Raw genomic sequence first — 12,818 nt, forward strand, 5'->3', positions numbered from 1 at the left:
CCGCCGTGCCACGCGGCGGGTGACCGTCAGTCGGTGATCAGGCCCTCCTCGCGGAGCCAGTCCCACGCGACCTGGGTGGGCTCCTCGCCGTCGACGTCCACCCGGGCGTTCAGGCGCGCGGCCGTCGCGTTGTCCAGGCGCGCGGTCACGGGCGCCAGCAGGTCGGCGATCTCGGGGTGCTCGGCCAGGACCTCCTCGCGCACGATGGGGGCCGCGTTGTACTTCGGGAAGAAGCTCAGCGGGTCCTGCAGGGTCGTCAGGTCCAGCGCGGCGATCCGCCCGTCCGTGGCGTACGCCTCCCCGAAGGTGCACGACCCGTCCGCCACCGCGGCGAACACCGCCCCGATGTCCATCTGGCGCAGCCGGGATCCGGTGGGCCGTTCGATCCCGTAGGCCTCGAGCATGGGCAGGAACCCGTCGTTGCGGGCGGCGAATTCGGCGCTCACGCAGAAGGACTGGTCCTCCGTGGGGAGGTCCTTGATGTCCGCCAGGGTCTCCAGGCCGAGCTCCTCCGCCCGGTCCTGGCGCACGGAGAGGGTGTAGGTGTTGTCGAGTTCGGCAGGCGGCAGCCACACCAGGCCCTGCTGCGCGTCCTCGTCCCGGACCGCGGCCCACTGCGCCTGGGCGTCCGGGATCGGATCGGTGTGGCCCAGGTACGTGATCCAGGCCGTCCCCGTGTAGTCCCACTCGACGTCCACGACGCCTGCGACCTGGGCCTGGCGCGCACTGAGCGAACCCGGCATGTTGGTCAAATCCTCGACGTCGGCCCCCGCGGAGCGCAGCAGGATCGCGGTGATCTTGCCGAGCACGACGCCCTCGTTGAAGTTCTTGGAGCCCACCGCCACGTGGGCGCCCTCGAGGTCGATCCCGGCGACGTCGCCGGCGGGCGTGCCCGAGGGCAGGTAGCCGCCGGCGGTGCTCAGCCCGCACCCGGACAGGACCAGGGAGGCCGCCAGGCCGAGCGCGGCGAGCGCGGCACGAGCGGGGGTCCGGCCGCGGCGGCGGGACGGGAGGGTCGCGCGCGGGGTGGTCATGCGAGCCCCCTCGGCGTGGCCAGCGTCTCGACGAGGCGGCCGATCCACTCGATCATCAGGGCGAGGGCGGCCACGAGGATCGCCCCCGAGACGAGCAGCGGGAAGCGGAACAGGACGATCCCGGTCTGGATGAGCAGGCCGAGGCCGCCGGCGTCGATGAACGTCGCGAACGCCCCGGTGCCCACCAGCAGCACCAGGGCGGTCCGCAGACCCGCCATGATCACGGGCAGGGCCAAGGGCAGCTCCACCCGGAGCAGGGTCTGCAGCGGCGACATGCCCATGCCGCGGGCCGCCTCGACGACGGTGGGGTCGACACCCCGCAGCCCGGCCAGCGTGTTGGCCAGCACGGGCAGGAACGCGTAGAGGGACAGGGCCAGGACGGCGACCCGGAAGCCGAACCCCCACGCCATGGCGAGCAGGACGATCACGCCGATCACGGGAGCGGCCTGGCCGGCGTTGGCCAGCCCCATGGCGACGGGGGTGAACCGCCGGGCGGCGGGGCGGCTCAGCAGCACGCCGAGCGGGACGGCCGTCGCCACGACCAGAACGGTGGACACGCCGACGAGGGCCAGGTGCTCGGCGGTGAGGCGCAGGACGGTGGGCCAGGTCAGCAGCCGGGCCTCGACGTCGTCGAGGGCGGCTCCGCGCACCCAGACGGTCCACCCGATCAGCAGGGCGGCCACGAGCAGCGGCAGGCCGATCAGGAGCAGGCGGTCCTCGGCGGAGGCCGCACGCAGCCGGGCGATCATGGCCGAGCCTGCTCGTCGCTGGCGCGGGCGTGCGCGCGCAGTGTCGGATAGTCGAGCAGACCGATGACCGTGCCATCACGGACCACGGCGATCTCCTCCGTCGGGGCCATGACCAGCGCGGCGAGGGCCTCGCTGATCGGGGTGGCCGCGTCGAGCACGGGCTCGCCCGGCAGCGTGCCCGTCGGGTGCTGTGCGATCGGGCGCAGCGGCAGCGAGTCGACCGACCGCAGCCCCAGCCGCTTGAGCCCCGCCCCCGACCCCACGAAGTCGGCCACGAACTCGGTGGCCGGCCGAGCCAGGACCTCTTCGGGGGTGGCGTACTGGGCCACGTGCGCGCCGGGTTCGAGCACCAGGATCCGGTCGCCCAGGAGCACGGCCTCGTCCACGTCGTGGGTGACCATCACGATGGTCTTGCCCACCCTGGCCTGGATGTCGAGCATCTCCTTCTGCAGGCGCTGGCGGGTGAGGGGGTCCACGGCGCCGAAGGGCTCGTCCATGAGCAGCACGGGTGGATCCGCCGCGAGGCCCCGCGCCACGCCGACGCGCTGCTGCTGTCCGCCGGACAGCTCGCGCGGGAAACGGTCTCGGTAGATCGCCGGGTCCAGGCCGACGAGGTCGAGCAGCTCGTCCACGCGGTCGGCGATGCGCCGGCGGTCCCACTTGAGCAGGCGCGGCACCAGGCCGACGTTCTCGGCGACGGACAGGTGGGGCATCATCCCGCCACCCTGCACGACGTAGCCGATCTGACGGCGCAGCCGGGTGGGGTCGCGGCGTGTGATGTCCTCCCCACCGATCAGGATCCGCCCGGAGGTGGGCTCGATGAGGCGGTTGATCATCTTCAGCGAGGTGGTCTTGCCGCAGCCGGACGGGCCGACGAACACCACGGTCTCCCCCGCGGGGATGATGAGGTCCAGGGCGTCCACGGCGGGACGGTCCTGCCCCGGATAGAGCTTCGTCAGGGACTCGAGACGGATCTCGGCCCCGGCGTCACGGTCGGTGCTCATGCGCGCAGTCCCTTCGAGATGGTGAGCCGGCCGAGCAGCACGAGCAGCCCGTCCAGGACGAGGGCGACGACGACGATGCCGAGGGTGCCCACGAGGGCGTAGTTCAACGCGTTGGCGCCGCCCAGGGAGACCAGCCCCGTGAAGATGTACGAGCCCAGTCCGGGCCCCAGGACGTAGGCCGCGACCGCGGCCACGCCCATGCCGAGCTGGCCCGCGACCCGGATGCCGGTGAGGATCACGGGCCAGGCCAGCGGGAGACGCACCCGGGTGAACAGCGCCACCGGCCCCATGCCCATCCCCCGGGCGGCCTCCAGCACCTCCGGGTCCACGCCGCGCAGACCCACGAGCGCGTTGCGGAGGATGGGCAGCAGGGCATAGAAGACCACCACCACGACGGCGGGGACGGTCCCGATGCCCACCAGGGGGATCAGGACGCCGATGAGCGCGAAGGAGGGCAGGGTCAGCCCGACGGCCGTGAAGGCGTTCGCGATCGGGGTCAGGGCCTTGATCCGCGTGGCGATCACGGCCAGCGCGATGGCGAGCACGGTGGCGATGGCCAGCGCCTGCAGCACGAGCCACCCGTGCTGCCACGCCCGGAAGAGGATGTCGGGCCAGCGTGAGGCGAGGAACTCGCTCATGCGGCCTCCACGCCGGCAGCGCACCCCTGGGCGGCCCGGGCGTCTGCGGGGCGGGGCAGGACCGTCATCGTCGTCTCCTTCGGTCCGGGTGGGTCGGGCGTGCTCTTGCACGCTCCCCGAGATGGTGGCGCTCCCTGTGTTCTGCGCCACGAAGGGGGTCACCGGCACCGCCAAGGATGGCCTACCGACCGGGCGACGGGCAGGACGGCCTGCGCTAGCGTGTCGGCCATGTCTCGCTCCCACTCCGATGCCCTCGACGCGTCCGGCCCCGACTCCGGGGGCGCCGTCGCCGTGCCCCGCCGCCGCTTCGGCCTGCTGCCCCGCATCCTCGTCGCGATCGTGGCCGGCGTCCTCGTCGGCCTGGTCGCGCCGACCTGGCTCGTGCAGGCCTTCGCCACCTTCAACGGGCTGTTCTCGAACTTCCTGGGTTTCATCGTCCCGGTGCTGATCCTGGCGCTCGTCGCCCCCGCCATCGGCGACATCGGCCGGGGCGCGGGGAAGCTGCTGGCCCTGACCGGCGGCATCGCCTACGGCTCCACCCTGGTCGGCGGCTTCGGCGCCCTGCTGGTCTGCCTGCTCGTCTTCCCGCTGATCCTCACGCCCGGGTCCTTCGAGGGGATGGCCAACCCTGAGGACGCGCTGCTCGGCCCGCTGTTCGAGGTGCAGATGGACCCGCCCTTCGGCGTGATGACGGCCCTGCTGCTCGCGTTCGTGCTCGGCATCGGCCTGACGATGCTGCCGCGCGGCGCCCTGCACGAGAGCTTCGACCAGCTGCGATCGATCATCGAGCGGGTCGTCATGGGCCTGATCGTGCCGCTGCTGCCCGTCTACATCTTCGGCGTGTTCCTGAACATGACCGCCGCCGGCGAGGTCTTCAAGGTCATCACCACGTTCCTCGGCGTGATCCTGCTGGTCTTCGGCCTCACCGTGGTGCTGCTGCTCCTCCAGTACGTCGTCGCGGGCACGATCGCGGGCCGCAACCCGTTCACGGCACTGAAGACGATGCTGCCGGCCTACGCGACGGCCCTGGGCACCTCGTCCTCGGCGGCGACCATCCCGGTGACCCTGCGCCAGACCCTGCTGCTCGGCGTGCGCCGGCCGATCGCCTCGTTCGTCGTGCCGCTGTGCGCGACGATCCACCTGGCCGGCTCCACCGTGAAGATCGTCTCGTTCTCCATCGCGGTGCTGTTCCTCTCGGGCCAGTCGATCGACGTCCCGGTGTTCGTGGGCTTCATCTTCATGCTGGGCGTCACCATGATCGCGGCGCCCGGCGTGCCCGGCGGCGCGATCGTGGCGGCCTCGGGCCTGCTGACCTCGATGCTCGGCTTCACCGAGCCGCAGGTCGCGCTCATGGTCGCCACGTACATCGCCATCGACTCCTTCGGCACCGCCACCAACGTGACCGGCGACGCCGCCATCGCGATGATCGTCGACAAGATCGCCGGAGACCGTCTCATCGAGGACTCCGAGGACGAGGGCCTGGAGCGCCTCGACGACGAGGGGGCCGCGACCGGCGCCGACGCCGGCTGACCCGCCCCGCACACACCACGGCCCCCTCCCTGTCTGCAGCTCAGGGAGGGGGCCGTCGTCGGGACGGGCGGTGTCAGCCGCGCAGATCCCGCTCCGCCTCGGCGCGCACCGCGCGCCGCTGCCCCGGGGAACGCACGACGACGTCGCTCATCTCCTCGAGCGTCTTGCCCTTGGTCTCGGGGACGAAGGCCGCCACGAAGGCCAGGGACAGCGCCGCCATGACCGCGTACAGACCGTAGGCGAGGGTCAGGCCGATGTCCGCCAACCACGGGAACGTGGTGGAGACGGTGAAGTTCGCCGCCCACTGCGCGGCGGCGGCCACGGCGAGCGCGCCGGCGCGGATGCGGTTCGGGAACATCTCGCCCAGCAGCACCCAGACCAGCGGACCCCAGGTGGCGCCGAAGAACACCACGAAGGCGTTCGCGGCCACCAGCGCCACCGTGGACCACGGCTGCGGCAGGGAGACGGACTCGGCGCCGCCGGTCTGCGCGAAGGAGAAGGCCAGTGCCATCAGGCCGAGGCTGACCGTCATGCCGGCGGAGCCGGCGATCAGCATGGGGCGACGGCCGACGCGGTCCACCAGGGCGATCGCGATGAGGGTGACGGCGATGTTCGTGACCGAGGTGATCACGGTGACCGTGAGGGCGTCCGACTCCCCGAAGCCCACCGAACGCCACAGGGTGGTGGAGTAGTAGAAGATCACGTTGATGCCCACGGCCTGCTGGAAGACGGAGAGCAGGATGCCGATCCACACGATCGGCTGCAGGCCCGCCGACGGTCCGCGCAGGTCCGCCAGCGACTCGCGGCGCTCCGAGTCCAGCGAGCGCCGGATGTCCTCGATCATCAGGTTCACCCGGTCCACACCGGTGAACTCGTGCAGGACCTCGGCCGCCTCGTCCGTGCGGCCGCGGGCGACCAGGTAGCGCGGGGACTCCGGCAGCTTCAGGGCGAACAGGCCGTACAGCACCGCCGGGACGGCCTCGGCCAGGAACATCCAGCGCCAGGCGTCGACGCCGAGCCAGAACGGCTGCGCCGCTCCCCCGGCCATCGTCGCGAAGAGCGCGTCCGTGAGGAGCGCGGCGAAGATGCCGAGGACGATCGCCAGCTGCTGGAGCGAGCCGAGGCGACCGCGCACATGGGCCGGGCTGACCTCCGCGATGTACGCCGGAGCGATCACGGACGCGGCGCCCACGCCCAGGCCGCCGACCACGCGCCAGAAGATCAGGTCGACCACGCCGAACGCCAGGCCCGAGCCGATGGCGGAGACCAGGAACAGGATCGCGGCGATCACCATCACGGGCACGCGGCCGCGGCGGTTGGCGATCGGCCCGGCGAACCAGGCGCCGAGCGCGCAGCCGATCAGCGCCGAGGAGACGGCGAAGCCCGTCAGACCGGCGCCGAGGCCGAACTCCCCGGCGAGGGCGTCCACGGCACCGTTGATGACAGAGGTGTCGAAGCCGAACAGGAAACCGCCGAGCGCGGCGGCGACCGAGATGCCGACCACCTTGGCGTTGAGGCGAGACGTCGCGGCGCCGCCGGACCGGGTCGCTGTCATGGTGGGTCCTCTCTGGGTGGCGCCCGACGGCCCGCTGCGCGCCGGTGCGTCCGCACAGTGTGTTCTCCGCTCAGCGAGCGTGCAAGTCGCACAGCCCTTCTCCCCGCCCCCCGAGGAGGCGGCGGGACATCAGGGGGAACCGTGCCCGCTGCGCCCGCCGTGGTCGCCGCCGTGCCGGGAGGTCTGCCGCACAGGGCTGCGGCAGACGGCGCCTCGGGTCACGGGGCAGAATGAGGGCCATGTTCGTCGTCCTGGGCCCCGCCCCCGCCTCCGTCGGCAGCCCCGGCGCCTGGTGGGCCCTGGACGGGGAAGGCGACGGCGCCTCTCCCCTGGGATCCTGCGCCGCCGGGTCCGTGGCCGGGCTCGTGGCCGGTCTGCCCGCCCGCCTGGGCGTGGACCCGAGCACGGTCCGCTGGGTGCTCGCCGACGTCGGGACGGAGTACGCCGCCTGGCTGGTGGCGGGGGTGCGGGTGGATCGGTGCTGGGACCTGGCCCTCGTCCAGCGGATCCTGCGGCACGCGGCAACGGCGCCGGGCAGCGGGGTGCGTTACACGCCCGTGGCGCAGCTCGAGGTCGCCGACCCGACGGAGCCCGTGCGCCCGGCGCGGGTGCCCGCCGGTCAGGAGTCCTTCTTCGACCTGCCGGACGAGGCCGGCCCCGCTCCGGACGTCACCGTGCTCGCGGCGGAGCTGGCCGCGCAGCGGGCGGCCGTCGAGGGCTCGGCCCACCCGCACCGGCTGCGGCTGCTCGCGGCGGCGGAGTCGCAGGGCGCACTCGTGGCCGCAGAGATCCGGGCGGCGGGTCTGCCGTGGGACCGGGGCGTGCACGAGGCGCTCCTCGCCGAGCAGCTCGGCCCCCGGCCTGCACCGGGCGAGCGTCCCGCCCGCCTGCAGACCCTGGCCGAACGCATCGCCGACGTCCTGGGCTCCCCCGGGCTGAGCCCCGACTCGCAGCCGAGCCTGCTGCGGGCGCTGCAGACGGCGGGCGTGGCCGTGGAGTCCACACGGCAGTGGGACCTGAAGCACTGGATCGACGCCGGCGGCGCGGAACGCGAGGCGCGGGCCGCGCTGCTCGCGCCGCTGCTGGAGTACAAGGCCCTGGCCCGGCTGTGGACGGCCAACGGCTGGCACTGGCTGGACCAGTGGATCGGCGACGACGGCCGGTTCCACGCCGCCTACCTGGTCGGCGGCGTGGTGACCGGGCGGTGGGCCGCCCACGGCGGTGGGGCCATGCAGGTCCCGGCCGGGGTGCGCGACGCCGTCCGCGCAGACCCCGGGTGGACGCTGACCGTGGCCGACGCCTCCCAGGTGGAGCCGCGCATCCTCGCCGCGATGGCCGCCGACGAGGCGCTGGCCCGTGCCGGGACCACGCCCGACCTGTACCGGGAGGTGGCGGAGCAGGGCCGGGCGGCCGGCACCGCGCTGGCCGACCGCGGGCGCGCGAAGATCGCCCTGCTGGGTGCGATGTACGGCTCGACGACGGGCGACTCCGCGGCGCTCATGCCGCACCTGCGCCGGCTCTACCCCCGAGCGATCGGCCTGCTCGAGCGGGCGGCCTCCGTCGGCGAGGGAGGCGGCCAGGTGTCCACGTGGCTGGGCCGCTGGTCCCCCGCGCCGGGGCGGAAGTGGCAGGAGTCCGTGTCCGACGTCGGCACCCAGGCCGCCGAGTCCGCGGCCCGGCGACGGCGGCGCTCCCAGGGCCGCTTCACCCGGAACTTCGTGGTGCAGGGCACCGCGGCCGAGTGGGCGCTGTGCTGGATGGGCGAGATCCGCCGTCGACTGCGCTCGGCCGGCATGCGCACGGAACTCGTGTTCTTCGTCCACGACGAGGTCGTCCTGCACGGCCCGGCCACGGAGGTCGAGGCCGTGCGGACGGTCGTGGCGGAGTCCGCGAGCGCCGCCGGCCGCCTGCTGTTCGGTCCCGCCCCCGTGGACTTCCCGCTCACCGTCTCCAGCGTGGGGTCGTACGCGGACGCGAAGTGAGCGACGGGGCGGCAGGGCGACGGTCGCGGTCATGGCCTCCGTGCGCCGCACCGGGCCGAGGACCCTCGGACCTGGCACGATGCGGGACGAGGGCCGATCCTGGAGAGCGCCCGAGACACCCTTGTGAAGGAGACCGCATGCCCGTCGCCCCGCGTCCGTCCGACGGCGCCGCGTCCTCGGTCTTCACCCCGCACCAGCAGCGCATCCTCGCGGTGCTCCTCATCCCGATCTTCATGTCCCTGCTGGCCGTGTCCAGCATCAACGTGGCCCTGCCCGCCCTGCAGCGGGGCCTGGACGCCAGTGACGCGGAGCTGCAGTGGGCCATCTCCGGCTACACCCTCGTGTTCGGCATGGTGCTCGTGCCGGCGGGCCGGGCGGGTGACCTCTTCGGACGACGCCGGCTGTTCATGGTGGGCCTCGGCGTGTTCGCGCTCGGTGCGCTCCTGTCCGGCCTGGCGCCCACGGGCGTCCTGCTCGTGCTCGCGCGCCTGGTCATGGGCGTGGGCGCGGGCCTGCTCAACCCGCAGGTCACCGGCTTCATCCAAAGCGAGTTCTCCGGCACCTCCCGCGCCCGGGCGTTCGGGGCGCTCGGTGCCGTCGTCGGGGTGTCCGTGGCGGTGGGGCCGCTGCTCAGCGGCGGGCTCATCGCGTGGCTCGGCGGCGACCTCGGCTGGCGCGCGACCTTCCTGGTGAACGTGCCGATCGCCCTCGGCGCCCTCGTCGTGGCCCGCCACTGGCTGCCGCGCACCGCCCCCGAGCGGGCGCGGCGCCCGGACCTGGACCCGGTCGGCGTCGTCCTGCTGGCCGGCGCCCTCGTGGCCGTCATGCTCCCGTTCCTGGACCGTGAGCTCGGGCCGTGGCGGTTCGTGCTCGTGCCCGTCGGCATCGGCCTGGCCGCCCTCTGGACACGCTGGGAGGCCCGCTACGCCCGACGGGGCCGCGCCCCGATGGTGGACCTGCGCCTGTTCCAGACCCGCAGCTTCGCGTGCGGCGCCCTGCTGATCGCCATCTACTTCACCGGCTCGACCAGCATGTTCGTGGTGATCGCCATGTTCATGCAGAACGGGCTGGGCTACCCGGCGCTGCACGCCGCACTCATCGGCCTTCCCTCGGCGGTCATGTCGAGCGTGATGTCCACCGTGGCCGGTCGCGTGGTGCTGCGCACGGGCCGGAAGATCGTCGTCCTCGGCATCGCGCTGGCGCTGCTCGCCGTCGTGGGCTCCATCGGGGTGGCGTGGGCCAACCGGGAGTTCGGCCTGAGCCCGTGGTGGCTGCTGCTCACCCTCGCCATCTTGGGTGCCGGGCAGGGGCTGGTGGTCTCCCCCAACCAGACCCTCAGCCTGGCCGAGGTCCCGCCGCGGCACTCCGGCACGGCCGGCGGCGTCCTGCAGACCGGCCAGCGCGTCGGCACGGCCGTCGGCACCGCCGTGATCGTGGGGGTGTTCCTGGGCGTCGCCTCCGGTGCCGACTGGGACGGGGCGTTCATGGCCGCCTTCACCCTGGTGGCGGGGTGCATGGCGCTCGCGCTCCTCGTCGCACTCGCGGACCTGCGCGGACCACGGACGGCGGCGCCCCGTGGCTGAGCCCCGCCCCGGCGACGTGCGCGTCACCCCCGGCCCCGGCGCACCCCGCGGGCTGGTCATCCCCGCGGGCGAACTCGTCGAGCGCTTCTCCCACGCCTCCGGCCCGGGCGGTCAAGGCGTGAACACGGCGGACTCGCGGGTCCAGCTCAGTCTGGACCTGGCGGCCACCTCCGCCCTCGACGACGTCCAGCGCGCCCGCGTCCTCGCACGGCTGGCGCCCCGGCTGGCCGGCACGGTGCTCACCGTCAGCGTGGCGGAGCACCGGGCCCAGCGGCGCAACCGGGTGGCCGCCCGCGAGCGGCTCGCGGCGCTGCTGCGCGAGGCCCTGGCCCCGCCGACGCCGCGGCGGGCTACCAAGCCGACGCGCGGCTCTCGGCGGCGCCGCCTGGAGGCCAAACACCGTCGCTCCGAGGTGAAGCGCACGCGCCGCCGCCCCGGCCTCGACTGAGGCCGCTCGCCCGCCGGCCGCGCGGGCTCAGACGCGGGTGTTCTGCGATTCCGGGGCCAGGGGCGCGTGGGCGGGGTTGGACAGGGAGAGCACGACGGCGGCCACGCGCGGGTGTTCGAGGAGGGCGTCCTCCACGCGCTGGAGCAGGACCGCGGCCTCGCTCTCCCGCTCGTCCCCGGCCAGGTCCACGGCCCCGACGACGAAGAGCTTCTCCGGGCCGACGTACTCGAGGTGCAGGTAGCTCACGGAGAGCACCTCGGGCCGCTCCAGCAGCCAGCGCAGCACCCGGGTCCGGATCACCGGGTCGGCGACCTCGCCGACGAGGAACGCCATGTTCCGCGAGAGCAGGAAGATCGCGACGACCCCGAGCAGCACGCCCACGAGGATCGAGCCGGCGGCGTCCCACCGGGGGTCCCCGGTGAGCTGGTGCAGGGCGAGGGCGGCGGCCGCGATGGCCAGGCCGATCAGGGCCGAGGCGTCCTCCACCCACACGGCGCGCAGGGTGGGGTCCGAGGTCTGGCGCAGGAACGTGGCATCGCTGATGTGCCGCCGCTCCGCGTCGCGGCGGACGCGCCGATGCGCGTTCAGGAACGAGATGCCCTCGAGCACGAACGCGACGGCGAGCACGATGTACGCGATCGTGTACTCCGCCTCCTCCTCGGGGGCGGACCAGGCCGTGATCCCGTGCCAGACCGAGACCGCCGAGCCCACCGCGAACAGGCCGAAGGCCGCGACCATCGACCACACGTAGGCCGCGCGCCCGTAGCCCAGCGGGTGCCGCGCGTCGGGGGCTCGGCCGGCCCGACGCTCCGCCAGCAGCAGGAAGACCTCATTGCCGGCGTCGGCCCAGGAGTGCGCGGCCTCCGCCACCATCGCGGCTGAGCCGGTGACCGCGCCCACGATCGACTTGACGACGGCGATCACCGCGTTCACGCCGAGGGCGATCAGGACGGTCAGCAGGCTCTCGCCGCCGGTCTCGGCGGCGGGCGGGGCGACGGCGGGCGGGGTACGGGTCATCCCCCGAGTCTGCCCCTGCAGGCGGGTGCCGGGCCAGGCTCGCCATGTCCGGGTCCGCCGGTCCGGGAGCGCGAGAGGGGGTCCACGCGGATCGGCGTCGCCGAGCCCGTGAGGTCTCCGCGTGCGCGGCCTAGCGTGGGACCATGACGGATTCTCCCCTGCACCTCGACCGCCCCGACGCCCCCCGCATCATCGTGCTCGGCGCGACGGGCTACGCCGGATCCCTCGTCGTGGACGCCCTCGTGGCCCAGGGCGCACGGCCCGTGCTGGCGGGCCGGAACCGGGACTCGCTCCAGCACGCGGCGAGGCGGCACGACGGGCTGGAGGTCGCCGTCGCCGACGCCGGGGACCCCGCCTCGCTGAGGGCCCTGGTCACGGAGGGCGATGTGCTGGTCTCCACGGTCGGCCCCTTCGAACGCTACGGCCGGCCCGTCGCCCGCGCCGCCGCGGAGAGGGGCGCGCACTACGTGGACTCGACCGGTGAGATCGGCTTCGTGAAGGACCTCAAGGCGGACCTGGACGCCACCGCCCGACGCACGGGCGCCACCCTGCTGCCCGCCCTCGGCTTCGACTACGCGCCGGGCATGCTCGCGGGCGGGCTCGCGCTGGCGCAGGCCGGTGGACGCGCACGGTCCCTGCAGATCGGCTACTTCGCCGACGGCGAGCTGGACCCGCGCGTCGACCTCAGCCACGGGACGCGCCAGACGATGGTGGACGCCCTCACCGAGCGGACGATCACGTGGCGCGGCGGGCGGCTGGCGACGACGGGCCCGGCCAGCCGGTCGGCCGTCTTCCGGGTCGACGGGCAGGATCGCCGCGGCGTGCTGTTCGGCGGCACGGAGTCCCTGTTCCTGCCGCGGATGCAGCCCGGCCTGGATGAGGTCGAGGTCTTCAACGGCTGGTTCCCGGCCCGGCCCACGCAGATCGGCGCCGCCGCCCTCGGCGCGGTGGGGTGGCTCCCCGGCGTCGCCCGCGGCGTGCAGGCCCTGCTGCGGCCCTTGGCCGGGGACCCGGGTGGCCCCGACGCCGCAGACCGGGCCCGCACGGGCTCCCGAGTCGGGGCGATCGCGCGGGACGCGGCCGGCCGCGTCGTGGCGGACGTGCACCTGCGCGGCCCCAACGCCTACACGTTGACCGGGGACCTCATGGCCTGGGGCGCCCGTCAGCTCGCCGCAGGCCGGGCCCGCGAGGCCGGCGTCGTCAGCCCGATCCAGGCGTTCGGCCTCGACGACTTCGAGACGGCCTGCGCCGCGGTCGGCCTGGTGCGGGCATGATCCC

The 12,818-nt window shown here is 74.1% G+C and carries 11 protein-coding genes; 5 read left to right on the forward strand and 6 right to left on the reverse strand.

What is annotated here, in order from left to right; translation table 11 throughout:
- Positions 1-26: 26 nt before the first annotated feature.
- Genes AC3RJ9_RS07465 through AC3RJ9_RS07480 form a run of 4 tightly spaced genes read right to left on the reverse strand, consistent with a single transcriptional unit; the run spans position 27 to position 3,425 of the window.
- Positions 27-1,034, reverse strand: a complete 1,008-nt coding sequence (locus AC3RJ9_RS07465) for a glycine betaine ABC transporter substrate-binding protein (protein WP_123244025.1) — start codon at positions 1,032-1,034, stop codon at positions 27-29.
- Positions 1,031-1,783 carry an ABC transporter permease gene (locus tag AC3RJ9_RS07470; RefSeq protein WP_036316433.1) on the reverse strand — a complete coding sequence of 251 codons (753 nt, stop codon included), beginning with the start codon at positions 1,781-1,783 and terminating at the stop codon, positions 1,031-1,033. Before AC3RJ9_RS07470 ends, AC3RJ9_RS07465 begins: the two co-directional genes overlap by 4 nt.
- Positions 1,780-2,787, reverse strand: coding sequence for an ABC transporter ATP-binding protein (locus AC3RJ9_RS07475; protein WP_036338721.1), 1,008 nt, complete (start codon positions 2,785-2,787; stop codon positions 1,780-1,782). The genes AC3RJ9_RS07470 and AC3RJ9_RS07475 overlap by 4 nt, the downstream gene beginning before the upstream one ends.
- Positions 2,784-3,425, reverse strand: coding sequence for an ABC transporter permease (locus AC3RJ9_RS07480; protein ID WP_002855197.1), 642 nt, complete (start codon positions 3,423-3,425; stop codon positions 2,784-2,786). The genes AC3RJ9_RS07475 and AC3RJ9_RS07480 overlap by 4 nt, the downstream gene beginning before the upstream one ends.
- Before the next feature lie 228 nt (positions 3,426-3,653).
- On the opposite strand from AC3RJ9_RS07480, the gene AC3RJ9_RS07485 reads away from it, so the two are divergent.
- Positions 3,654-4,955 carry a dicarboxylate/amino acid:cation symporter gene (locus tag AC3RJ9_RS07485; RefSeq protein ID WP_078025872.1) on the forward strand — a complete coding sequence of 434 codons (1,302 nt, stop codon included), beginning with the start codon at positions 3,654-3,656 and terminating at the stop codon, positions 4,953-4,955.
- A gap of 73 nt (positions 4,956-5,028) precedes the next feature.
- Here the strand turns inward: AC3RJ9_RS07485 and AC3RJ9_RS07490 are convergent, their stop codons facing one another.
- A complete protein-coding gene (locus AC3RJ9_RS07490) occupies positions 5,029-6,510 on the reverse strand; it encodes a sugar porter family MFS transporter (protein ID WP_078025873.1) in 1,482 nt (493 codons plus the stop codon).
- Between the two features lie 239 nt (positions 6,511-6,749).
- On the opposite strand from AC3RJ9_RS07490, the gene AC3RJ9_RS07495 reads away from it, so the two are divergent.
- The 3 genes from AC3RJ9_RS07495 to arfB all read left to right on the forward strand — a co-directional run bounded on the left by AC3RJ9_RS07495 (position 6,750) and on the right by arfB (position 10,523).
- Entirely contained in the window at positions 6,750-8,492 is a 1,743-nt protein-coding gene (locus tag AC3RJ9_RS07495; protein ID WP_078025874.1) for a bifunctional 3'-5' exonuclease/DNA polymerase, read from the forward strand.
- 137 nt (positions 8,493-8,629) lie between these two features.
- Entirely contained in the window at positions 8,630-10,075 is a 1,446-nt protein-coding gene (locus tag AC3RJ9_RS07500; RefSeq protein WP_078025875.1) for an MFS transporter, read from the forward strand.
- Positions 10,068-10,523, forward strand: coding sequence for an alternative ribosome rescue aminoacyl-tRNA hydrolase ArfB (arfB, locus tag AC3RJ9_RS07505; RefSeq protein WP_036338705.1), 456 nt, complete (start codon positions 10,068-10,070; stop codon positions 10,521-10,523). The genes AC3RJ9_RS07500 and arfB overlap by 8 nt, the downstream gene beginning before the upstream one ends.
- 27 nt (positions 10,524-10,550) lie before the next feature.
- On the opposite strand, the gene AC3RJ9_RS07510 is transcribed toward arfB, so the two are convergent.
- Positions 10,551-11,540, reverse strand: a complete 990-nt coding sequence (locus AC3RJ9_RS07510) for a cation diffusion facilitator family transporter (protein WP_036338702.1) — start codon at positions 11,538-11,540, stop codon at positions 10,551-10,553.
- 143 nt (positions 11,541-11,683) lie between these two features.
- Here AC3RJ9_RS07510 and AC3RJ9_RS07515 point away from each other — a divergent pair, with 143 nt between their 5' ends.
- A complete protein-coding gene (locus AC3RJ9_RS07515; protein WP_141843612.1) occupies positions 11,684-12,814 on the forward strand; it encodes a saccharopine dehydrogenase family protein in 1,131 nt (376 codons plus the stop codon).
- Positions 12,815-12,818 lie beyond the last annotated feature (4 nt).

This window comes from Micrococcus sp. 63XJN7_6_ISO-PGPR-S23-444 (genome assembly GCF_058072765.1).

Bases quoted from the DNA above. Each gene is read 5' to 3' on its own strand.
- AC3RJ9_RS07515 (WP_141843612.1), top strand. From the start codon at position 11,684: ATGACGGATTCTCCCCTGCACCTCGACCGCCCCGACGCCCCCCGCATC.
- AC3RJ9_RS07500 (WP_078025875.1), top strand. From the start codon at position 8,630: ATGCCCGTCGCCCCGCGTCCGTCCGACGGCGCCGCGTCCTCGGTCTTC.
- AC3RJ9_RS07510 (WP_036338702.1), bottom strand. From the start codon at position 11,540: ATGACCCGTACCCCGCCCGCCGTCGCCCCGCCCGCCGCCGAGACCGGC.
- AC3RJ9_RS07480 (WP_002855197.1), bottom strand. From the start codon at position 3,425: ATGAGCGAGTTCCTCGCCTCACGCTGGCCCGACATCCTCTTCCGGGCG.
- AC3RJ9_RS07495 (WP_078025874.1), top strand. From the start codon at position 6,750: ATGTTCGTCGTCCTGGGCCCCGCCCCCGCCTCCGTCGGCAGCCCCGGC.
- AC3RJ9_RS07470 (WP_036316433.1), bottom strand. From the start codon at position 1,783: ATGATCGCCCGGCTGCGTGCGGCCTCCGCCGAGGACCGCCTGCTCCTG.
- AC3RJ9_RS07485 (WP_078025872.1), top strand. From the start codon at position 3,654: ATGTCTCGCTCCCACTCCGATGCCCTCGACGCGTCCGGCCCCGACTCC.
- AC3RJ9_RS07490 (WP_078025873.1), bottom strand. From the start codon at position 6,510: ATGACAGCGACCCGGTCCGGCGGCGCCGCGACGTCTCGCCTCAACGCC.
- AC3RJ9_RS07475 (WP_036338721.1), bottom strand. From the start codon at position 2,787: ATGAGCACCGACCGTGACGCCGGGGCCGAGATCCGTCTCGAGTCCCTG.
- AC3RJ9_RS07465 (WP_123244025.1), bottom strand. From the start codon at position 1,034: ATGACCACCCCGCGCGCGACCCTCCCGTCCCGCCGCCGCGGCCGGACC.